This is a genomic window from Klebsiella sp. NPDC088457 (assembly GCF_044900465.1).
GTDB lineage: Bacteria > Pseudomonadota > Gammaproteobacteria > Enterobacterales > Enterobacteriaceae > Klebsiella.
Window position 1 is genome coordinate 21,668 of sequence record NZ_JBJDNH010000009.1, and the last position, 20,403, is coordinate 42,070.

Consider the following 20,403-nt stretch of genomic DNA (forward strand, 5'->3'; position numbering starts at 1 on the left):
CTTTCAGGCGCGCAGATTAATACAGGCGCTATTTTTATTCGGTAATGGATTGTTCAGCTATTTTATCCAGAATATTGATCGACGGATCCGATGCGACGACGCGCAAATCCAGCTTCACCCCTGATTTATCCAGTTCGCGAAATGCATGAATATCTGCCTCATCTAAGGATACCGCCTTGGTTAATTGTTTTTTACCCAGTCGCCAGGCCATCCCGCCAATATTTAAGGTGGCAATTTTCACCCCCTGGCGGACCATCGTTAAAGCATCCTGGGGATTAGTAAATAAGTAAAAAACGGTCTCATTCTGGTATTGCGGGTTGTGATAAACGGCAACCGCTTTTTCGAGATTAACGACGTTGACTTTCATCCCCGGCGGGGCGGCCTGACGAAGTAAAGTCCGCCGCACCTCATCGTTATAGACCTCATCGTTACAGATAATAATGCGCTGGGCGTTAGCCACTTTTGACCAGACGGTGGTGACCTGACCGTGGATCAGCCGGTCATCAATACGGGCGAGCGTGATATTCATCAGAAATCCTCCTCAATGGTTTCCGGCTGCCGCCAGACGACGCAGCACTGGCTGGCGATGGTGGTCAGGTGGTCGCATAGGGCCTCCGCGCTCATGGTCTCCTGGTTGTCCACCAGCGCCAGCGCCAGCGGCAAAGAGAGGCCGCTGATGACCTTGAGGCGCGGGTTGTTCATCGCCAGTCCGGCGGCGGCATTCCATGGGCTGCCGCACTGTAAATCCACGGCAATCAGCCACTCTTCAGTGCTGTGAGCACTTACTAACTTTTCTAGCTTCGCGGCGATGTCCCCGGCATTCTCACCCGGCACAAACGCCACCGCGCTGACCCTGACATCGCCATATACCATGCGTACCGAATCTAGCATGGCGCCGGCCAGCTGACCGTGGGCGCAGAAGATAGCATTCACCATGTTGGCTCCTTAGCCGCGGGTTTTCCCGCCGGCAATGTTAGTGGTTACTCCGGTTATATAGCTGGCACCCTCTGACAGCAGATAGCAGACGTAGTCGGCTACCTCGCTCAGACGGCCGGAGCGACCGATTGGAATGGCATTTTTGCTATATCCCGCGCGGAGCTGCTCGACGGTGATATTGCGGGTCCAGGCCAGCGCCTCTTCATATTCCGGCGTGCGTAGCCCGGTTTTTTCGAGGATGCCTGGCGCAACGCCCACGACGCGGATGCCGTGTTTCCCCAGCTCTTTCGACCAGGAACGGGTGAAGCTATTCAGCGCCGCTTTCGTCGCGGCATAGCAGCTCTGGCCTTCCGAACCTTCCAGCCCGCTTTCCGATGAGACGTTAACAATGACGCCTTCGCGCTGTTTCACCATCTGCCGCGCCACCGCCTGCGACATGAAGAAAACCCCTTTCTGGTTGATGTTGACCATTTTCTCGAAGGCGGCTTCATTTAACTCGTAGCGACCCGCAGGCGCTTTCTCATCGACCAGCAGACGCGGGAAATTCACCCCGGCATTATTGACCAATCCATCAATTCGCCCGTAACGCTGAATAATCTGTTCTACGGTGTGGTTAACCTCACTGGCGCTGGAGATATCCGTTGGCCAAAATTGGTAGCGATCGCTATTCTGATATTTGTCGCCGCCGTGAATATCGGTCATCTGGACATTGGCCCCGAGATTTAATAACTCGTCGACAATCGCCAGACCAATTCCCGACGCGCCTCCGGTCACAATAATGATTTTGTCTTGCAGATTTAGCCACGTTTGCATAATAGTCATCTCATTTTCAGATAAAAGGATCCCGCGCAGCGCCCGCTGCGTAAATAGAAAAAGACTGTTACTTCAGTAATCGCTCTGCGGTTTCTCGATTCGTTACCAGACAATTAATATAACCACCGCGTAATGCGCCAATAATACCGGTGTATTTTTCTTCGCCAAGGGCAATACCTACGGAATAACGCGCGTGTTTTAATCTGGCGATATCAATGGCGAGCGTTTTTTCATTCATATTGGTTTCCACAGCGCTGCCGTTGATATCATAAAAGCGTGAGCAAATATCGCCGGCGACGTGGCGAGCATTGAGATCGTCGCTCTCTTCACTACCATAAAACGCATGCCAGTTAGCGCCATTACGAATCGCCGGTGAGCCGATCCCCACCAGGGCGACGTCGAGATTTTCCCAGTAGGAGGAAATGGTCTGATAGTGCTGGGACTGCATGATGCCGTTGCGAATCAGGGTGTTGTCCAGCAGCGCCGGAAAGTCCGCCAGATGCGACTCGGCCTTGAGTCTGGCCGCCGCCCCGTAGGTCAGCGTGTTCACATGATAGCGACTCTCCAGTTTGCCGGAGGGGCCGCCGATAATCGGCACGCAAATGACCTGCCGCGACTGGCTGGCCTGCGGCAAGGTTTCGACCAGCGCCCGGACCGCGCGTCCCCAGGAAAAACCGATGATATCGCCCGGCTCAAGCAGGCGGTCGACCAACTGAGCGCCATGTTGCCCGATGGTGTTCAGCTGGTCCTCTTCCAGCAGGGAGCCGCAGGAGGCGACAACCGCCTCTTTGAGGCCAAATTTTTGCTTCAGCTGCTGCTCCAGCCACAGATTTTCGTTGTAGTCATAGTTGATGGCGATAGTGACAATACCCTGCTCGCGGCCGCGTTTCAGCAGGCGGCTGATAGTGGTGCGGTAAATACCCAGTTCGCGAGCAATCTGCGCCTGGGTCAGGTCCTGCTCATAATAGAGCTGGGCAACTTTTACGATTAAGCGGATATCGTCGCTGTTTTCGATCGCCATCTTCGGGCTCCTGCACATTTGTGCAAATGACATTCTTGCTCTCTTGATCTGATATAACCCCATCAGTCGCGGACGACAAAGCAATTTTCGCCCATTTCACCCGCTCTGGCTGGTGGTTTATTTTGCACATTTGCTTATGGGGCGGTCGGGAGATGGCACGTTTGTGCCGTTTAAGCTAATCGTTTGATTCTGCTTATTTTCGCCAGGCAAAGTTGCAACCCATCGCCCGGGACACTTTTGTGTAGAAAGGCGCGGCAGATCACATTTAGCCTCAGGGCGGAGGTACGCGATTATTTTTGATTGCCCGCAGGCTGAGGTATATTTCGCTTTTACAGGAGAATTTATGCTGCCAGACTCATCAACCCGATTAAATAAGTACATCAGTGAAAGCGGCATCTGCTCGCGTCGCGAAGCGGATCGCTACATTGAACAAGGCAATGTTTTTATCAATGGTAAGCGAGCGACCATTGGCGATCGGGTCAACCCTGGCGATGTCGTGAAGGTAAACGGTCAGGCGATTGAGCCGCGCGAGGCCGAAGATCTGGTGTTCATCGCCCTGAATAAGCCGGTGGGCATTGTCAGTACCACTGAAGACAGCGAACGCGACAACATTGTGGACTTTGTTAACCACAGCAAACGTATTTTCCCCATTGGTCGACTGGACAAAGATTCCCAGGGGCTGATCTTCCTGACCAACCATGGCGATCTGGTGAATAAGATCCTGCGCGCCGGGAACGATCACGAAAAAGAGTATCTGGTGACGGTCGATAAACCGGTGACCGATGAGTTTATTCGTGGTCTCGGCGCAGGGGTGCCGATCCTTGGGACGGTGACGAAGAAGTGCAAAGTCCGCAAGGAAGCGCCGTTCGTGTTCCGCATTACGCTGGTGCAGGGGCTTAACCGGCAGATTCGCCGTATGTGCGAGTACTTTGGCTTTGAAGTCACTAAGCTTGAGCGCACGCGGATTATGAACGTCGGGCTGTCGGGGTTACCGCTCGGCGAGTGGCGAGACCTGACGGATGATGAGCTGGTGGCGCTGTTTAAACTGATTGAGAATTCGTCGTCTGAGGCCAAACCCAAGGCGAAGGCCAAACCGAAAACGGCCGGAATTAAGCGCCCGGTAGTGAAAGTGGAAAAGGCCAATGAGAAAGGGCGCCCGGCGTCAAACGGGAAACGTTTTACTCAGCCGGGGCGTAAAAAGAAAGGGCGTTAACGTCTGCCGCGCGTCGGCGTACTCGCCGACCATGAGAATGACGTTTCGCTATCGGGTTTGTAAGCCTGCTTTTTCTTTACCTGGCGGGCTTTTTTGGCCTCTGCTTCACGCAGCGCCATCAGTTTGTCGATGTACTCTTTTTTGACGGCATTGGTCTCGGCGTTGGTCAGCGGACGGCCGTGTGCAATCCGGGCCCGGTCAAGCAGCGTTTTGAGTTCGCGCTGCTCGCGCTCGGTCATCTCTTTTTGCGTAATGCGGGGAAGTGCCATAGTGGTGCCCTCAGTCTGCCGGATAACCCAGTGTACGGTAATCACGGGCTGACGGACAGCACGTTAGCCTGGCAGAAGGGGACGCGAAGGGGAAAATACCCGGGCCGTCGGCCCGGGCGACGCGCTGTTAGCGTTTATTTCCTTTTTTCACGGTCGGTTTCCCGGACCAGTAGCCGGCCAGCAGCGAACCGGACAGGTTGTGCCAGACCGAGAACAGCGCCCCCGGCAGGGCGGCGAGCGGGCCGAAGTAGATTTTCCCCAGCGCCGCAGCAAGACCGGAGTTTTGCATCCCCACTTCAATCGCCAGCGTCCGGCAGGTCGATTCGTCAAAACCGAACAGCCGCCCGCCCCAGTAGCCGCCGAGCAGGCCAATGGCGTTGTGCAGGATCACCGCGACAATCACCACCAGGCCAACGGAGGCGATATGCGATGCGGAACCGGCCACCACCGCGCTGATGATCGCCAGAATGCAGATCATCGAGAAAGCGGGCAGGAAAGGCTCAACCGCTTTCACCACTTTCGGCAGCATATGGTGAATGATCAGCCCCAGCGCAATCGGGATCACCACGATTTGCAGGATACTGAGCAGCATACCCATCACGTCGACCTGAATATGGGCATCGACATACAGCCGCGTCAGCAGCGGCGTCGCCACCACGCCGACCAGCGTCGAAACGGAAGAGATGGTGACGGACAGCGCCACATCGCCTTTCGCCAGGTAGATCATCACGTTTGAAGCCGTGCCGCTGGCGACGCTGCCGACCAGCACCATGCCGGCGGACAGCTCCGGCGGCATACGGAACAGCCACGCCAGCACCCAGGCGGCAAGCGGCATCACCAGATAGTGGAGAAAAATTCCCGCCGCCACCGGCGCCGGGCGCGACAGAACGCGCTTAAAGTCGTCTAGTTTCAGGTGTACGCCCATCCCGAACATGATCAGCATCAGCAGGGTGGTGACCCAGGGGCCAACGGGCGTAAAGGTTGACGGCGTGTAATAGGCCAGAACAGAGAGCAGCAGCGCCCATAGCGGGAACAGCCTCGTCAGCGTAGCGAGCATGTTGTTTTCCTTGCGGCATGGTTTGTTGTGTTGATGTAGTTATAAAAAAGCCGGGTTCGAGCCCGGCTATAGGTAATATTTATCGCGTGAAGAAATATTATTCAAACAAATTATGATGCAGTTTCTGCACGACCTGCTCGGCATCGGCGCCTGGCACTAGGAAGCAGAGGTTATGGCTGGAGGCGCCGTAGCAAATCATCCGAATATTGAACGGCTCCAGAACGCCGAATACCTCTTTGCCGACGCCGCAGGCGCGCGACAGCTCGTTGCCGATCAGGGCGACCAGCGCCAGGTCCTGCTCCACTTCCACGCGGCACAGGGAGGAGAGCTCGGTCAGCAGCGCCTGGGTTAGCAGGGTATCGGTGGCGGAGGTCGAACCGGTGGTATCCATGGTCAGCGCCACGCTGACTTCCGAGGTGGTGATCAGATCCACCGAGATATTGTGCCGCGCGAGGATGCCGAACACTTCCGCCAGGAAGCCGCGCGAGTGCAGCATATTCAGGCTGTGCAGGGTCAGCAGCGTCTGGCGACGGCGTAAGGCCAGCGCGCGGAACAGCGGCGGATTGTCGGTTTTATTGCACACCAGGGTTCCGCCCGCGGTCGGTTCTTTGCTGGAGCCAACGAAGACCGGAATATCGCTCCGCACGGCAGGCAATAAGGTGGCCGGATGGAGCACTTTCGCCCCGAAGGTGGCCATTTCTGCCGCTTCGGCAAAGGCGATGACATCGATGCGTTTTGCCGCCGGCGCCACGCGTGGGTCGGTGGTGTAGATGCCCGGAACGTCGGTCCAGATATCGACGCGGCTGGCGTTCAGCGCTTCACCCAGCAGCGCCGCGGTATAGTCGCTGCCGCCGCGGCCCAGGGTGGTGGTACGGCCTTTGGCTTCGCTACCGATAAAGCCCTGTGTGACCACCAGGCCTTCGGCAAGGCGCGGAGTCAGCTGCAGCTGGGTCAGCTCAGAGAGGGCGGCAATATCGGGCTCGGCACGGCCAAAACGATCGTTAGTGCGCATAATTTTACGCACGTCGAACCACTGCGCCGCAATACCGCGTTCGCGGAGGATTTCGACAAACAGCAGGGTGGACATCAGTTCACCATGGCTAACCAGCTCATCGGTCAGCGCCGTGGAGCTGGCCAGAGAGGCGGCTTCCGCCAGGGTGGTGATGTTTTCCAGCAGGCGCTCAATCTCTTCGCGAATCACATTGGGATAGCGCAGGCGTTCGAGAATATTGAATTGGATCTGGCGCAGCGATTCGAGTTTTTCGAAACGCTCAGCGGGTTCCAGCCCTTCAGCCAATGCCACCAGCAGATTCGTCACTCCCGCAGAGGCGGACAACACCACCACGCGCGTGTTTTCATCGAGTCGCGCAACGTCCACGCTGCGGTTCATGGCATCGAAATCGGCAACGCTGGTGCCGCCGAATTTGGCTACAACTAAATCTGTCATAACAACCTCGTGTCAGGGGGGCCTGACTTATTAAAACGATTCCTGAGCCGGTGTGGGCTGGACACCAACTGCCAGTAATAAAATGTCTTAATAAGCCAGGCCAAATTATTCAGCCATGGCACAAGGGAAGAGCGAAAAACAGGGTGGGCGCAGAGCGATAAACAGCTACGATGTCACCCAGAAGTGCTCCACCTTGTAGACCCGTTTCCCAACGCGTGGCGTCAGTCGGCGGGTATGAAACGCCCGACTGCGAACGTTTCTGGTGACAACCCAGGGGATTCAGCCCCTGTAGCCGGTGAAGAGCGTACCAGACGCTTTTTCACCTCGGCGTTGCTCCCCCTCACGTATTTTCCCCGGACTGGTTCCTCCAATACGGTTACCTGGGCAACGCACCTCTTCTGGCAATTACCGACGTCTTTCACTTTGCCTGGGGGCGCTGGTGAGAGTTCCCCCTGCAATACCCTTTCGCTGTAGCGTGAAATGCGCGAGCAATACAAACCTGCAGATGTGCAGGCAGTGCAGTTATATAAAGGCTTCAGAGCAGGTATGTCAACGCTGCGGTTATGCGGATTTTTCATGCACCGGCGATTAACAGAAAAAAGCCTTATGATGGCTATACTAGTAGAGGCTTTTTACCCTGATCTGACCCTATTCCTGATGCGCGTCATCGGCATAACATAAAAATCATCACAATTTTTTGCCGCCGGCGCTACAATCGACCGCAGTCACAATTCTCAAATCAGAAGAGTATTGCTAATGAAAAACATCAATCCAACGCAGACATCTGCCTGGCAGGCATTACAGAAACACTTTGATGAAATGAAAGACGTCACTATCAGCGAGCTGTTTGCGCAAGATAGCGATCGTTTCTCTAAGTTTTCCGCCACTTTCGACGATCTGATGCTGGTGGATTTTTCCAAAAACCGCATCACCGAAGAGACGCTGGCGAAACTGCAGGATCTGGCGAAAGAGACCGATCTGGCGGGCGCGATCAAATCGATGTTCTCCGGCGAGAAAATCAACCGCACCGAAGACCGTGCGGTGCTGCACGTCGCGCTGCGCAACCGTAGCAATACTCCGATCGTCGTTGACGGCAAAGATGTGATGCCGGAAGTGAACGCGGTGCTTGAGAAGATGAAAACCTTCTCCGAAGCCATTATCTCCGGCAGCTGGAAAGGTTATACCGGTAAGGCGATCACTGACGTGGTCAACATCGGTATCGGCGGCTCTGACCTCGGCCCGTTCATGGTGACCGAAGCGCTGCGCCCGTACAAAAATCATCTCAACATGCACTTCGTTTCTAACGTCGATGGTACCCACATCGCGGAAGTGCTGAAGAGCGTGAACCCGGAAACGACCCTGTTCCTGGTCGCGTCTAAAACCTTTACTACCCAGGAGACCATGACCAACGCCCACAGCGCGCGCGACTGGTTCCTGAACACCGCGGGCGATGACAAACACGTCGCGAAACACTTCGCGGCGCTGTCAACGAACGGTAAAGCGGTGGGTGAGTTCGGGATCGACACCGCCAACATGTTCGAATTCTGGGACTGGGTCGGCGGCCGCTACTCCCTGTGGTCGGCGATTGGTCTGTCCATTATCCTCTCCGTTGGCTTCGACAACTTCGTGGAGCTGCTGTCCGGCGCTCACGCGATGGATAAACACTTCTCCACCACGCCGGCCGAGAAAAACCTGCCGGTGCTGCTGGCGCTGATCGGTATCTGGTACAACAATTTCTTCGGCGCAGAAACCGAAGCGATTCTGCCGTATGACCAGTACATGCATCGTTTTGCAGCCTACTTCCAGCAGGGGAACATGGAATCTAACGGTAAATACGTTGACCGTGACGGCAACGTCGTGGATTACCAGACCGGCCCCATCATCTGGGGTGAGCCGGGTACTAACGGTCAGCACGCGTTCTACCAGCTGATCCACCAGGGCACCAAAATGGTACCGTGCGATTTCATCGCCCCGGCCATTACCCACAACCCGCTGTCCGATCACCATCCGAAGCTGCTGTCCAACTTCTTCGCGCAGACCGAAGCGCTGGCGTTCGGTAAATCCCGCGAAGTGGTTGAGCAGGAATATCGTGACCAGGGTAAAGACCCGGCCACGCTCGATCACGTGGTGCCGTTCAAAGTGTTTGCCGGCAACCGCCCGACTAACTCGATCCTGCTGCGTGAAATCACTCCGTTCAGCCTGGGGGCGTTGATTGCCCTGTATGAACATAAGATCTTCACTCAGGGCGCGATTCTGAACATCTTTACCTTCGACCAGTGGGGCGTTGAGCTGGGTAAACAGCTGGCTAACCGTATCCTGCCGGAACTGAAAGATGGCGAAGAAATCAGCAGCCACGATAGCTCCACCAACGGCCTGATTAACCGCTACAAGGCCTGGCGCGCATAATCACGCCCCCGATCACGGAGCGAGCGTTAATCCGCAGCAATAGTGCCGACCCCAGGGTCGGCATTTTTTATGGCAGACGGCGCAACAATTTCGCCGGATTCCCTGCCCAGACGCCTTTTTCGGTAATTGATTTGGTGACTACGCTGCCCGCGCCAATGACGGCACCGTCGCAGATGTTGACCGCCAGAATCGCCGCGCCGCTGCCGATCGACACATCGTTGCCGATAACAATCCGCCCCCAGTTCTCCCGGTTGGCATCGGGGCGCCCTTCGCGAAACATATCGTTGGCAAACATTACGCCATGGCCGATGAAGCAACGCTCGCCGAGGGTGACGTACTCGCAGATAAAGGTGTGGGACTGGATTTTGCTGTCCGCGCCGATGCGCGTATTGCCCTGAATTTCAACGAACGGCCCGACGAACACGTTATCGCCAAGCACACAGTCGTAGAGGTTAGCGGGCTGGTAGATCACCACGTTCTCGCCGCAGGTGACGTTGCGGATACCGGTTTCACGAAGAGTGTGCATAGTGCCTCTCAGATAGGTTTGGCCAGAATATGTAGCGTGCTCATGTGGGTTGCGGAGCGGAATACGCTGTCTTGCACATATTGCATACCTGAGCGCTCATAAAAACGCCTGGCGCCGGGGTTGCTGGCGAGGACTTCTAACCACAGCCAGTCGTCGCCCGCCGCCTTTGCCCGCGCTTCAACGGCGCTAAAAATCTGCTCACCGTAGCCATGTCCTGTCTCAGCGGGCAGTAAATAGAGCTTATGCAGCAACGTGCCGCGCGGACCATCGGTTGCCATCGGCTGATGGCAGCTGTATTTCGCGAAGCCGACAGGATGCCGGGCTTCGGCAATCAGCCAGCAGCTGCGCTCATCGGCGAGGCTACGGTGAAGGGCGGGCAGGGAGTACTCCTGCTGGAGGAAGTGCGCCAGCTCGCTGGCGCTGTGCCAGAGGTGGGCGAAGTGGTGGCGATAGCTGGCGTTCCCCATTTCATTCAGCAGGGGAGCGTCTTCCCGGTGCGCCGTCCGTATTGTCAGCATTACTGTATCCTTTTTAACCCGCCGGTCTGGCAAGTGATTGTTACATTTGACGCAACAGACGCAAAAAGTTAACGAATAATATCGATCTGGATCACGTTTTTGCGTTATACAGATCGGCAGGAATAATGAATATAAGAGGTGTGCCTATGCCGTCGGTCTATCGTCCGTTGGTCAATTTTGTGGCGACCGCCATGCAGGCCGTTTTGAATCTGGCGCTGCTGTGCCTGGGGATCATCCTGGTGGTTTTTCTGGGGAAAGAGACGTTCCATCTGGCGCATGTTCTGTTTACTCCGGAACCGGTGAGTAAGTACAAGCTGGTCGAAGGGCTGGTGGTCTATTTTCTCTATTTTGAGTTTATCGCGCTGATTGTGAAGTACTTTGAGTCGGGTTTTCACTTCCCGCTGCGCTATTTCGTCTATATCGGCATTACGGCGATTGTGCGGCTGATCATTGTCGATCATGAGTCGCCGATGGCGGTGCTGATCTATTCGGCGGCGATCCTGATTCTGGTGATTACGCTGTGGCTATGTAACTCCAACCGGCTGAAACGCGAATAAAAAAAAGCGGCCTCCAGGGCCGCTGACCAACAGTCACAAATTTACTTTATGTAGGGTCCAGTTGAGGATAGCAGTGGCATTTGCCTTACTTTTTCAGCTGAGGGCGGCGGCTACCGTACCCGGTTGGGGTTCGTGTACAGCAACTGAACCACCATCCCTCCTCTGAAATTTGGGGCGGGTATAACAATGAAACTTAACCTTTCACCCCGCCCGCCGTCAGGCCGTTGACCAGCCAGCGCTGGGCCAGCAGGAAGACAACCGTAATCGGAATGGCGGAGAGCACCGCCGCAGCGGCAAAGTCGCCCCACAGGTAGTTCTGCGGGTTGAGATACTGTTGCATACCGACGGCCAGGGTATAGCTGTTGACATCGCGCAGCAGCAGCGAGGCTACCGGCACTTCGGTAATCGCGGCAATGAACGACAGAATAAACACCACCGCCAGAATCGGTACCGACAGCGGCAGCAGGACCAGACGGAAGGCCTGCCACGGCGTGGCGCCGTCCAGCGCCGCCGCTTCTTCCAGCGAACCGTCGATGGTTTCGAAGTAGCCTTTAATCGTCCAGACGTGCAGCGCAATCCCGCCCATATAGGCGAAGATGACGCCGCCGTGGGTGTTCAGGCCGACGAACGGTAAATACTGGCCGAGGCGGTCAAACAAGGCGTATAACGCCACCAACGACAGCACCGCCGGGAACATCTGGAAAATCAGCATCCCTTTCAGCAGGGTGGCTTTGCCCGGGAAGCGCATGCGGGCGAAGGCATAGGCGCAGGTGGTGGACAGCGCCACGATGCCGATGGCGGTGATCCCGGCGACTTTCACCGAGTTCCACAACCACAGCAGAACCGGGAAGGGTGGCGGGGTGACGCGGCCGTCAGCGTGCTCGACGCTGAAGCCCAGCGCCAGCCGCCAGTGCTCCCAGGAGATCTGGTCCGGGATCAGGCTACCGGTGGCGAAGTTACCCTCGCGCAGAGAGATAGCGATAACCATCAGCAGCGGGAACATAATCGCCGCGATGAAAATCAGCAGCAGGAGGTGCGTGGTGAACAAACGCAGCTTCTGAGATTTGGGTTGTACCATAGCCATAATATTTTATTCCCCTTGATACCGCTCCAGGCGGGCGAGTCTGTCATGTTGAACCCGGCCAGCGCTCGGTTTCCTCACGTACGACCTGTACGTTCCGGTTCTGCCGCGCTGGCCGAGCCATGACGCCTGGCCATCCCAGTTAGTCAAATTTCATGCGTGTCGCTTTCAGGTTAACAATCGCCAGCACGCCCACCAGCAGGAAGATCAGGGTGGCGATCGCCGCCGCCAGACCGAAGTCCTGACCGCCGCCGCCTTCAAAGGCGATACGGTAGGTGTAGCTCACCAGCAGGTCGGTATAACCGGCCGGGGTGGTGGTGCCGAGGCGGTCCGGGCCGCCGTTGGTTAACAGCTGAATCAGCACGAAGTTATTAAAGTTAAAGGCGAAGCTGGCGATCATCAGCGGCGTCAGCGGTTTGATCAGCAGCGGAAGCGTAATTTTAAAGAAGTTCTGGAACGGTCCGGCGCCATCCATTGCCGAGGCTTCGTACAGGTCGTCAGGGATCGCTTTCAGCAGACCCATGCACAGAATCATCATGTACGGATAGCCCAGCCAGGTGTTGACGATAATAATCATGCTGCGCGCGGTGGTCGGGTCGCTGAACCACGCCGGCTTGATGCCGAACAGCGCGCTGAGCATCATGTTGATCTCACCAAAGCTCTGGTTGAACAGCCCTTTGAAAATCAGAATCGAGATAAACGACGGAACGGCGTAGGGCAGAATCAGCAGGACGCGGTAAATCGCTTTACCTTTCAAGGACTCCCACTGTACGAGGCAGGCGAGGACCATGCCAACGGCCACGGTCAGAATCACCGTCAGTACCGAGAAGACCACCGTCCAGACGAAGATGGCGAAGAACGGCTTCTGGATACCCTCATCGGTGAACACGTGGGTGAAGTTATCCCAACCGATGCTGACGGTGTAGCCTGGGCTAAGCTTCTCCGCGCTCCAGCTACCGTCAGCGTTGATGGACTGATAAAAACCGATGTCATTGTTCGGGCGATATTTTACGCCGCTCTGATTATTGGTCAGCGTGCCGTCCGCCGCCAGCGCGTACAGCGGCTGGGTGCCGGAGAACTGGCGCAGCGAGCTCATAATCACTTTGCTGTCGTCAGGCAGTACGGCAGTCAGCTGGTTCAGCGCGGTACGGTTCTGGGTAATGACGCGCAGATTGGCGCGTTCGCCTTCCGGCAGCGCATCGCCTTCTTTTAAGGCCAGTTTCTGCTCGCCGCCGAGTTTAAAGGCATCGGAGACGTAATTTTTGCCGCTGTCGCCATCGGTCAGCGCCAGCTTCCACTCATCGCCCGCCGGGAACAGCGAGAAGTTGTAAGACTTGCCGGCCTGGAAGGAGCGATCCATCAGCACTTCCTGAGCGCGCTCGAAGGTCAGCTGGTTGGTGCTGCTGTAGTTGGTGAAGGCGATAGCAATGGTGCAAATCAGGGGAAACAGAACAAACAGGCCCATTCCGGCAAGGCCCGGATAGACATAACGCCAGGCATAGGCCTTGCGGTTGGTAAAGATATACAGGCCAGCCGAGCTTAAAATCAGCGTCAGGATGGCGAACAGGTACTCCCCCTGGGCGTACATCAAAACAACAAGGTAACCCACCAGCAGGCACAGCAAGCCAATCACAGACCACGTCAGCTGCGGGCTTTGCCACCAGTGTTTCTTTTTAACGACATCCATGGGGATCATCCTCTACAACGTATTTTATTCTCCCTCTCCCCTCAGGGCAGCGGGTCGGACCGGGGCCTGGTGGGCCTGGACTCCGACCCGCTCCCGAGAAGGGAGAGGGGACGAGCAGGATTACTTAGTGATACGAGTCTGTGCGTCTTTCAGCGCGGCATCGACGGTCTGACGACCGCTCGCTGCGTTGATAACCGCGGTACGTACGGCATACCAGAAGGCGGACATCTGCGGGATGTTCGGCATGATTTCGCCTTTCTGGGCGTTCGCCATGGTGGCGGCGATACGCGGATCTTTTTCCAGTTTTTCCTGGAAGGATTTCAGCGCTACGGCGCCCAGCGGTTTGTCTTTATTCACTTCATCCAGACCCTGGTCGGTCAGCAGATAGTTTTCAAGGAACTCTTTCGCCAGTTCTTTGTTCGGGCTGGCGGCGTTGATACCGGCGCTCAGTACGCCAACGAACGGTTTAGAGGCGTTGCCTTTGAAGGTTGGCAGCAGCGTCACGCCATAGTTAACCTTGCTCTTATCGATGTTTGACCACGCCCACGGACCGTTGATGGTCATCGCGGTTTCGCCTTTGTTGAACGCTGCTTCCGCGATGGAGTAATCGGTATCGGCATTCATGTGTTTATTCTTGATGAGGTCAACCAGGAAGGTCAGGCCGGCTTTCGCGCCCGCGCTGTCCACGCCCACGTTTTTGACGTCATATTTGCCGTTTTCAAACTTGAACGCATAGCCGCCGTCAGCAGCGATCAGCGGCCAGGTGAAGTACGGTTCCTGCAGGTTGAACATCAGCGCGCTCTTACCTTTCGCTTTCAGTTCTTTATCCAGCGCCGGGATCTCTTCCCAGGTTTTTGGCGGGTTCGGTACCAGGTCTTTGTTGTAAATCAGCGACAGCGCTTCAACCGCGATAGGGTAGGCGATCAGCTTGCCGTTATAGCGTACCGCGTCCCAGGTGAACGGGTAGAGTTTGTCCTGGAAAGCTTTGTCCGGGGAGATCTCAGCCAGCAGGCCGGATTGTGCATAGCCACCGAAACGGTCATGTGCCCAGAAGATGATATCCGGGCCGTCGCCGGTCGCCGCGACCTGCGGGAATTTTTCTTCCAGCTTATCCGGGTGCTCGATGGAGACTTTAATGCCGGTATCTTTTTCAAACTTTTTACCCACTTCGGCGAGACCGTTATAGCCTTTATCGCCGTTAATCCAGATAACCAGCTTACCTTCTTCAATTTTGGCGAGGGCAGAGGCGGAAAACATCATCGTGGTCAATGCAGACAGCGCGAGGATGCGAGCGCCGGTTTTGATTTTCATATACCAGTCCTTTTTGGTGATGTGCTCGTGGATACACTTAGGTGGCTTGACGGTGATGAGTTTCCTTTTTTAACAACCCCTTTCCATCCTCCCTATGTCTACGCCCCACCCGTGGTTTGTGTGATCTGTGTTGCAGAAATACCAGTATTGGGTTCTGGAGCACATAAAAACGGGGCCATTTTTGCAACCTGTATCACGAAAATGGCCTGGCCGGGCCATCCCCCGCCGCGAGGAGCAATCTCTCATCCTCCCGTCTCCTCCCCCATAAAAAAGGCGGGGGTGGAGGATTCACCAGATTAATGAATGCCGCATAGTCAGCCCATCTTGAATGTGTCTTTAAGTGACAGGTTGTAACGAAGGGAGATGGGGATGGCGAACGTACAGCTGCGGAATATAACGAAAGCCTGGGGGGACGTGGTGGTATCGAAAGATATCAATCTCGACATCCAGGAAGGGGAGTTCGTGGTGTTTGTCGGGCCATCGGGCTGCGGCAAATCGACCCTGCTGCGTATGATCGCCGGGCTGGAAACCATCACCAGTGGTGATTTGTTTATTGGTGATACGCGAATGAACGACATCCCACCGGCCGAACGCGGCATCGGCATGGTCTTCCAGTCTTACGCGCTCTACCCCCACCTCTCCGTCGCGGAAAATATGTCCTTCGGCCTGAAGCTGGCCGGCGCCAAAAAAGATGTGATCAACCAGCGCGTCACTCAGGTGGCTGAAGTGTTGCAGCTGGCGCACCTGCTGGAGCGTAAACCGAAGGCGCTGTCCGGCGGCCAGCGCCAGCGCGTGGCGATCGGTCGTACCCTGGTGGCCGAACCTCGCGTTTTCCTGCTGGATGAACCGCTTTCTAACCTCGATGCCGCGCTGCGCGTGCAGATGCGTATCGAAATCTCCCGTCTGCACAAGCGCCTTGGGCGCACGATGATTTACGTCACCCACGATCAGGTCGAAGCCATGACCCTGGCCGACAAGATTGTGGTGCTGGACGCCGGACGCGTGGCGCAGGTCGGGAAACCGCTTGAGCTGTATCACTACCCGGCCGATCGCTTCGTTGCGGGCTTTATTGGCTCGCCGAAGATGAACTTCCTGCCGGTAAAAGTGACGGCAACCGCCATTGAGCAGGTTCAGGTGGAGCTGCCAAACCGCCAGCAGGTCTGGCTGCCGGTGGACAGCGCCCGCGTTCAGGTCGGCGCGAATATGTCTTTAGGCATCCGCCCGGAACATCTGCTGCCCAGCGATATCGCCGACGTGACCCTCGAAGGGGAAGTGCAGGTGGTTGAGCAGCTTGGTCACGAAACGCAAATTCATATCCAGATCCCCGCCATCCGTCAGAACCTGGTTTACCGCCAGAACGACGTGGTGTTGGTAGAAGAGGGAGCCACATTCGCTATCGGTTTGCCGCCGGAACGTTGCCATTTATTCCGTGAGGATGGCACGGCGTGTCGTCGGTTGCATAAAGAGCCGGGCGTGTAAGGCTTCCCATTAAAAAAAACGCGAACCCCTTAGCGCTGCAGCAGCAGGCAGCACGACGGGCGAAGTGTTCAAAGAAAAGCAATGATCTCAGGAGATAGAATGATGATTACTCTGCGCAAACTTCCACTGGCGGTAGCCGTCGCGGCAGGCGTTATGTCTGCTCAGGCGCTGGCCGTCGATTTCCACGGCTATGCTCGTTCCGGTATTGGCTGGACCGGCAGCGGCGGTGAACAACAGTGCTTCCAGGCAACCGGTGCTCAAAGTAAATACCGTCTTGGTAACGAATGTGAAACCTATGCGGAATTAAAACTGGGCCAGGAAGTCTGGAAAGAAGGTGATAAGAGCTTCTACTTCGATACTAACGTTGCCTACTCCGTTGCTCAGCAGAACGACTGGGAAGGCACCGATCCCGCATTCCGTGAAGCTAACGTGCAGGGTAAGAACCTGATCGACTGGTTGCCAGGTTCCACCATCTGGGCCGGTAAGCGTTTCTACCAGCGTCATGACGTTCACATGATCGACTTCTACTACTGGGATATTTCTGGTCCGGGCGCTGGTATTGAAAACATCGATCTGGGCTTCGGTAAGCTGTCCATGGCGGCAACTCGCTCCCAGGAAGCCGGTGGCTCCACCTCCTTTAGCAGCAATCACGTCTACGATCGCACTAAAGATACGGCAAACGACGTCTTTGACGTACGTTTGGCGGGTCTGGAAACCAACCCGGATGGCGTGCTGGAACTCGGCGTTGACTACGGCCGCGCCAACACCACCGATGACTACCAGTTAGCGAACGGCGCGTCGAAAGACGGCTGGATGTTCACTGCTGAACATACCCAAAGCATGCTGAAAGGCTATAACAAGTTTGTCCTGCAGTACGGTACCGATGCCATGACCACTCAGGGCAAAGGTATTCCTCAGGGTTCTTTCTCTGATGCGAGTGACAGCAACATTAACAACAACGGTAGCCTGTGGCGCGTGCTGGATCATGGCGCGATCTCCCTGGGCGACAAGTGGGACCTGATGTACGTGGGTATGTACCAGAACGTCGATCTGGATAATAACCTGGGTACGGAGTGGTACACCGTCGGCGTACGCCCGATGTATAAATGGACGCCGATCATGAGCACCCTGTTGGAAGTGGGTTACGATAACGTCAAATCCCAGCAGACCAACGATCGCAACAGCCAGTACAAAATCACCCTGGCGCAACAGTGGCAGGCGGGCGACAGCATCTGGTCCCGTCCGGCAATCCGCGTTTTCGCAACCTATGCCAAGTGGGATGAAAAATGGGGCTATGCCAAAGATAGCGCCGGCAACTCTACCCGCTATGCGATCGCTGACTCTTCCGGCAACGGTCAATTCTCTACCAGCCGCGGTGATAACGACGAGTGGTCCTTCGGCGCCCAGATGGAAATCTGGTGGTAATCCAACCAACCTGACGTGTGATGACCAAAAGAGGGGCGCAAGCCCCTCTATCTTCGGCTCAGCGGGCTATTGCCTGGCTACCGCTCGGCCATCGGAATTGAGGTGATAACAATGAAAATGAAGAAAAGTCTCGTTGCCCTCTGCCTGTCCGCCGGCCTGCTGGCCAGCGTACCCGCAGTCAGTTTTGCTGATGTGAATTTCGTGCCGCAGAATACCTCTGCCGCACCGGCTATTCCGGCGTCCGCGCTACAACAGCTCACCTGGACGCCGGTCGATCAATCGAAAACGCAAACCACCCGGTTAGCGACGGCAGGTCAATCGCTGAATATCCCCGGTATTACCGGTCCGGTGGCGGCTTACAGCGTCCCGGCGAATATCGGTGAGCTGACCATTACGCTGACCAGCGAAGTGAACAAGCAAACCAGCGTCTATGCGCCAAATGTGCTGATCTTCGATCAAAATATGACGCCGTCTGCGTTTTTCCCCAGCAGCTACTTCACTTACCAACAGCCGGGGGTGATGAGTGCCGATCGCCTGGAAGGCGTCATGCGCCTGACGCCAGCCCTCGGGCAACAAAAGTTATATGTGCTGGTCTTTACGACTGATAAAGACCTCCAGCAGACGACTACGCTACTCGATCCGGCGAAGGCCTACGCCAAAGGTACCGGCAATGCGGTCCCGGATATTCCGGATCCGATCGCCAAACATACCACTGAAGGCACGCTGGGCCTGAAAGTGAAAACATCGTCAGGTTCCAGCGTCCTGGTCGGGCCGCTGTTTGGCTCCTCTGGTCCGGGTCCTGTCACCGTAGGTAATACGGCGGCGCCGGTCTATAGCGCGCCAGTCGCCGCACCGGTCGCCGCGCCAGCGCCTGCTGCGAAAAGCGAACCGATGCTGGATGATACGGAAACTTACTTTAACAACGGCATCAAGCAGGCCGTGGCGAAAGGTGATATCGACAAAGCCCTCAAACTGATGAACGAAGCTGAGCGCCTCGGCTCGAAATCTGCTCGTTCCACCTTTATCAGCAGTGTAAAAGGCAAGGGGTGATCGTCTCCCCACAATGCTGATGTTTAGGCACAGCCTTTAGGTGCGTCCGCCTGGACGCACCTTTTTTTCTCGCGCGCGGCTTCTGTTGCATGGCTGTTACGCCGATGATCGTATCTTAACGGTTTGCCCGCCCTGATTCGCCGATTCTGCGATACAATGCTCTCATGTTATGTACCGGAGAATCAGGCATGTCACATCCTGCGCTTACGCAACTGCGTGCGCTGCGCTATTTTGCCGCGATCCCCCCGCTGGAAGCGCACCTGCGTGACTGGCTGTTGCTGGAAGACTCAATGACCAAACGCTTTGAGCAACAAGGGAAAAAGGTCAGCGTTATCATGGTCAACGAAGGTTTCGTCGGACGTGAAGCGTTGGTTGATGAAGCGGCGTTGTTGCCAGAGGACGCGCGTTACTGGCTGCGGGAAATTATTCTTTGCGCGAATGGCGAACCCTGGCTGGCCGGGCGCACGGTCGTACCGGAGTCGACGCTGTGCGGTCCCGAACTGGCTCTGCAGCAGCTGGGTCAGACGCCGCTGGGGCGTTATCTGTTTACATCGTCGACGTTAACCCGCGATTTTATTGAAATTGGGCGCGATGCAGAGCTATGGGGGCGTCGTTCCCGCCTGCGGCTGAGTGGCAAACCGCTGCTGCTGACAGAGCTTTTTCTGCCTGCGTCGCCGTTGTATTAAGAGGAAGAGAAAATGGAGAGGAGTCTGACGCAGAATAAGCTGTTGGCGTTTCATCGCCTGATGCGGACTGACAAACCGATCGGCGCGCTGCTGCTGCTGTGGCCGACGCTGTGGGCGCTATGGGTGGCGACGCCGGGGATCCCGCCGCTGTGGATCCTGGCCGTTTTTGTCGCTGGCGTCTGGCTGATGCGCGCCGCCGGCTGCGTGGTGAATGATTATGCCGACCGGAAGTTTGACGGCCATGTTAAACGCACCGCCCGCCGTCCGCTGCCCAGCGGTGACGTCACCGAAAAAGAAGCCCGGCTGCTGTTTGTCGTTCTGGTTGTGCTTTCGTTTTTGCTGGTGCTGACCTTAAACACTATGACTATCCTGCTCTCGGTGGCGGCGCTGGCGCTGGCGTGGGTGTATCCGTTCATGAAACGCTATACCCACCTGCCGCAGGTGGTGCTGGGGGCGGCGTTCGGCTGGTCGATTCCGATGGCCTTCTCGGCGGTCAGCGAAGCGTTACCGCTCAGCTGCTGGCTGATGTTCCTCGCCAATATTCTGTGGGCGGTGGCCTATGATACCCAGTATGCGATGGTCGATCGGGATGACGACATCAAAATCGGTATTAAATCGACGGCGATTTTGTTTGGTGAGCATGACCGCCTGATTATCGGCATTCTGCAGGTTGGGGTGCTGGTATTGATGGCCGCCATCGGCTGGCTGAATGGGCTGCACTGGGAATATTACTGGTCGCTGTTTATCGCGGCGGGGCTGTTTTTCTGGCAGCAGAAGCTGATCTTCCGTCGGGAACGTGATGACTGCTTTAAAGCGTTTTTAAACAATAACTACGTCGGGCTGGTGCTGTTTCTCGGTCTGGCGATGAGCTATCTGCAGTAGCCGCTCTCTGCCTTCTCCCCCCGGCTAGCGGGGGGAGAG

General features: G+C 56.2%; 20 protein-coding genes and 1 riboswitch. Of the genes, 8 read left to right on the plus strand and 12 right to left on the minus strand.

The window, feature by feature from the left end:
- Positions 1 to 34: 34 nt before the first annotated feature.
- The 4 genes from ACI2JR_RS07590 to ACI2JR_RS07605 all read right to left on the minus strand — a co-directional run bounded on the left by ACI2JR_RS07590 (position 35) and on the right by ACI2JR_RS07605 (position 2,770).
- Complete coding sequence (locus ACI2JR_RS07590) at positions 35 to 529, minus strand: mannose/fructose/sorbose PTS transporter subunit IIB (RefSeq protein ID WP_462478253.1); 495 nt, start codon at positions 527 to 529, stop codon at positions 35 to 37.
- Complete coding sequence (locus tag ACI2JR_RS07595) at positions 529 to 936, minus strand: mannose/fructose/sorbose PTS transporter subunit IIA (protein ID WP_462478254.1); 408 nt, start codon at positions 934 to 936, stop codon at positions 529 to 531. The genes ACI2JR_RS07590 and ACI2JR_RS07595 overlap by 1 nt, the downstream gene beginning before the upstream one ends.
- A gap of 9 nt (positions 937 to 945) precedes the next feature.
- Positions 946 to 1,749: an SDR family oxidoreductase gene (locus tag ACI2JR_RS07600; RefSeq protein WP_462478255.1), complete on the minus strand. Its 804-nt coding sequence runs from the start codon at positions 1,747 to 1,749 to the stop codon at positions 946 to 948.
- A 67-nt stretch (positions 1,750 to 1,816) separates the two neighbouring features.
- Positions 1,817 to 2,770: a sugar-binding transcriptional regulator gene (locus ACI2JR_RS07605; RefSeq protein ID WP_132730328.1), complete on the minus strand. Its 954-nt coding sequence runs from the start codon at positions 2,768 to 2,770 to the stop codon at positions 1,817 to 1,819.
- A 343-nt stretch (positions 2,771 to 3,113) separates the two neighbouring features.
- Here ACI2JR_RS07605 and rluF point away from each other — a divergent pair, with 343 nt between their 5' ends.
- Positions 3,114 to 3,983, plus strand: coding sequence for a 23S rRNA pseudouridine(2604) synthase RluF (gene rluF / locus ACI2JR_RS07610; RefSeq protein WP_462478256.1), 870 nt, complete (start codon positions 3,114 to 3,116; stop codon positions 3,981 to 3,983).
- Here rluF and ACI2JR_RS07615 read toward each other — a convergent pair.
- The 3 genes from ACI2JR_RS07615 to lysC form a co-directional block, all read right to left on the minus strand.
- Positions 3,980 to 4,252 carry a DUF3811 domain-containing protein gene (locus ACI2JR_RS07615; protein WP_462478257.1) on the minus strand — a complete coding sequence of 91 codons (273 nt, stop codon included), beginning with the start codon at positions 4,250 to 4,252 and terminating at the stop codon, positions 3,980 to 3,982. The genes rluF and ACI2JR_RS07615 overlap by 4 nt on opposite strands.
- A 127-nt stretch (positions 4,253 to 4,379) precedes the next feature.
- On the minus strand, positions 4,380 to 5,309 hold the full coding sequence (gene panS / locus ACI2JR_RS07620) for a ketopantoate/pantoate/pantothenate transporter PanS (RefSeq protein WP_132730325.1): 930 nt from the start codon (positions 5,307 to 5,309) through the stop codon (positions 4,380 to 4,382).
- A 97-nt stretch (positions 5,310 to 5,406) separates the two neighbouring features.
- Positions 5,407 to 6,756: a lysine-sensitive aspartokinase 3 gene (gene lysC / locus ACI2JR_RS07625; protein ID WP_132730324.1), complete on the minus strand. Its 1,350-nt coding sequence runs from the start codon at positions 6,754 to 6,756 to the stop codon at positions 5,407 to 5,409.
- A gap of 173 nt (positions 6,757 to 6,929) precedes the next feature.
- Positions 6,930 to 7,162: riboswitch (Lysine riboswitch) on the minus strand.
- 350 nt (positions 7,163 to 7,512) lie between these two features.
- Between lysC and pgi the strand changes: the two genes are divergently transcribed.
- Positions 7,513 to 9,162 carry a glucose-6-phosphate isomerase gene (gene pgi, locus ACI2JR_RS07630; protein ID WP_462478258.1) on the plus strand — a complete coding sequence of 550 codons (1,650 nt, stop codon included), beginning with the start codon at positions 7,513 to 7,515 and terminating at the stop codon, positions 9,160 to 9,162.
- A 67-nt stretch (positions 9,163 to 9,229) separates the two neighbouring features.
- Here pgi and ACI2JR_RS07635 read toward each other — a convergent pair whose 3' ends face one another.
- Positions 9,230 to 9,688 carry an acyltransferase gene (locus ACI2JR_RS07635; RefSeq protein WP_132730322.1) on the minus strand — a complete coding sequence of 153 codons (459 nt, stop codon included), beginning with the start codon at positions 9,686 to 9,688 and terminating at the stop codon, positions 9,230 to 9,232.
- A gap of 8 nt (positions 9,689 to 9,696) precedes the next feature.
- The gene (locus ACI2JR_RS07640; protein ID WP_462478259.1) at positions 9,697 to 10,206 is read right to left on the minus strand and encodes a GNAT family N-acetyltransferase; all 510 of its coding nucleotides are present in this window, start codon (positions 10,204 to 10,206) and stop codon (positions 9,697 to 9,699) included.
- Positions 10,207 to 10,352: 146 nt separating this feature from the next.
- On the opposite strand from ACI2JR_RS07640, the gene psiE reads away from it, so the two are divergent.
- Positions 10,353 to 10,763 carry a phosphate-starvation-inducible protein PsiE gene (psiE, locus tag ACI2JR_RS07645; RefSeq protein ID WP_132730320.1) on the plus strand — a complete coding sequence of 137 codons (411 nt, stop codon included), beginning with the start codon at positions 10,353 to 10,355 and terminating at the stop codon, positions 10,761 to 10,763.
- A gap of 193 nt (positions 10,764 to 10,956) precedes the next feature.
- Here psiE and malG read toward each other — a convergent pair whose 3' ends face one another.
- From malG to malE, 3 genes are all read right to left on the minus strand, one after another.
- A complete protein-coding gene (malG, locus tag ACI2JR_RS07650) occupies positions 10,957 to 11,847 on the minus strand; it encodes a maltose ABC transporter permease MalG (protein ID WP_041143584.1) in 891 nt (296 codons plus the stop codon).
- A 139-nt stretch (positions 11,848 to 11,986) separates the two neighbouring features.
- Positions 11,987 to 13,531 carry a maltose ABC transporter permease MalF gene (gene malF, locus ACI2JR_RS07655; RefSeq protein ID WP_462478260.1) on the minus strand — a complete coding sequence of 515 codons (1,545 nt, stop codon included), beginning with the start codon at positions 13,529 to 13,531 and terminating at the stop codon, positions 11,987 to 11,989.
- Positions 13,532 to 13,651: 120 nt separating this feature from the next.
- Positions 13,652 to 14,842, minus strand: coding sequence for a maltose/maltodextrin ABC transporter substrate-binding protein MalE (gene malE, locus ACI2JR_RS07660; RefSeq protein WP_462478261.1), 1,191 nt, complete (start codon positions 14,840 to 14,842; stop codon positions 13,652 to 13,654).
- 369 nt (positions 14,843 to 15,211) lie between these two features.
- Between malE and malK the strand changes: the two genes are divergently transcribed.
- The 5 genes from malK (at position 15,212) to ubiA (ending at position 20,364) form a co-directional block, all read left to right on the plus strand.
- On the plus strand, positions 15,212 to 16,321 hold the full coding sequence (gene malK, locus ACI2JR_RS07665; RefSeq protein WP_132730317.1) for a maltose/maltodextrin ABC transporter ATP-binding protein MalK: 1,110 nt from the start codon (positions 15,212 to 15,214) through the stop codon (positions 16,319 to 16,321).
- A 99-nt stretch (positions 16,322 to 16,420) separates the two neighbouring features.
- Positions 16,421 to 17,746: a maltoporin gene (locus tag ACI2JR_RS07670; protein WP_132730316.1), complete on the plus strand. Its 1,326-nt coding sequence runs from the start codon at positions 16,421 to 16,423 to the stop codon at positions 17,744 to 17,746.
- Positions 17,747 to 17,857: 111 nt separating this feature from the next.
- Positions 17,858 to 18,796, plus strand: coding sequence for a maltose operon protein MalM (gene malM, locus ACI2JR_RS07675; protein WP_132730315.1), 939 nt, complete (start codon positions 17,858 to 17,860; stop codon positions 18,794 to 18,796).
- A gap of 188 nt (positions 18,797 to 18,984) precedes the next feature.
- A complete protein-coding gene (ubiC, locus tag ACI2JR_RS07680) occupies positions 18,985 to 19,482 on the plus strand; it encodes a chorismate lyase (RefSeq protein ID WP_132730314.1) in 498 nt (165 codons plus the stop codon).
- A 12-nt stretch (positions 19,483 to 19,494) separates the two neighbouring features.
- Positions 19,495 to 20,364, plus strand: a complete 870-nt coding sequence (gene ubiA, locus ACI2JR_RS07685; RefSeq protein ID WP_132730313.1) for a 4-hydroxybenzoate octaprenyltransferase — start codon at positions 19,495 to 19,497, stop codon at positions 20,362 to 20,364.
- Positions 20,365 to 20,403: the final 39 nt, after the last annotated feature.

Bases quoted from the DNA above. Each gene is read 5' to 3' on its own strand.
- ACI2JR_RS07615 (WP_462478257.1), bottom strand. From the start codon at position 4,252: ATGGCACTTCCCCGCATTACGCAAAAAGAGATGACCGAGCGCGAGCAG.
- panS (WP_132730325.1), bottom strand. From the start codon at position 5,309: ATGCTCGCTACGCTGACGAGGCTGTTCCCGCTATGGGCGCTGCTGCTC.
- psiE (WP_132730320.1), top strand. From the start codon at position 10,353: ATGCCGTCGGTCTATCGTCCGTTGGTCAATTTTGTGGCGACCGCCATG.
- malF (WP_462478260.1), bottom strand. From the start codon at position 13,531: ATGGATGTCGTTAAAAAGAAACACTGGTGGCAAAGCCCGCAGCTGACG.
- ACI2JR_RS07595 (WP_462478254.1), bottom strand. From the start codon at position 936: ATGGTGAATGCTATCTTCTGCGCCCACGGTCAGCTGGCCGGCGCCATG.
- ACI2JR_RS07600 (WP_462478255.1), bottom strand. From the start codon at position 1,749: ATGCAAACGTGGCTAAATCTGCAAGACAAAATCATTATTGTGACCGGA.
- malM (WP_132730315.1), top strand. From the start codon at position 17,858: ATGAAAATGAAGAAAAGTCTCGTTGCCCTCTGCCTGTCCGCCGGCCTG.
- ACI2JR_RS07590 (WP_462478253.1), bottom strand. From the start codon at position 529: ATGAATATCACGCTCGCCCGTATTGATGACCGGCTGATCCACGGTCAG.
- rluF (WP_462478256.1), top strand. From the start codon at position 3,114: ATGCTGCCAGACTCATCAACCCGATTAAATAAGTACATCAGTGAAAGC.
- lysC (WP_132730324.1), bottom strand. From the start codon at position 6,756: ATGACAGATTTAGTTGTAGCCAAATTCGGCGGCACCAGCGTTGCCGAT.
- ubiC (WP_132730314.1), top strand. From the start codon at position 18,985: ATGTCACATCCTGCGCTTACGCAACTGCGTGCGCTGCGCTATTTTGCC.
- malK (WP_132730317.1), top strand. From the start codon at position 15,212: ATGGCGAACGTACAGCTGCGGAATATAACGAAAGCCTGGGGGGACGTG.
- malE (WP_462478261.1), bottom strand. From the start codon at position 14,842: ATGAAAATCAAAACCGGCGCTCGCATCCTCGCGCTGTCTGCATTGACC.
- ACI2JR_RS07635 (WP_132730322.1), bottom strand. From the start codon at position 9,688: ATGCACACTCTTCGTGAAACCGGTATCCGCAACGTCACCTGCGGCGAG.
- malG (WP_041143584.1), bottom strand. From the start codon at position 11,847: ATGGCTATGGTACAACCCAAATCTCAGAAGCTGCGTTTGTTCACCACG.
- ACI2JR_RS07605 (WP_132730328.1), bottom strand. From the start codon at position 2,770: ATGGCGATCGAAAACAGCGACGATATCCGCTTAATCGTAAAAGTTGCC.
- ACI2JR_RS07670 (WP_132730316.1), top strand. From the start codon at position 16,421: ATGATGATTACTCTGCGCAAACTTCCACTGGCGGTAGCCGTCGCGGCA.
- ubiA (WP_132730313.1), top strand. From the start codon at position 19,495: ATGGAGAGGAGTCTGACGCAGAATAAGCTGTTGGCGTTTCATCGCCTG.
- pgi (WP_462478258.1), top strand. From the start codon at position 7,513: ATGAAAAACATCAATCCAACGCAGACATCTGCCTGGCAGGCATTACAG.
- ACI2JR_RS07640 (WP_462478259.1), bottom strand. From the start codon at position 10,206: ATGCTGACAATACGGACGGCGCACCGGGAAGACGCTCCCCTGCTGAAT.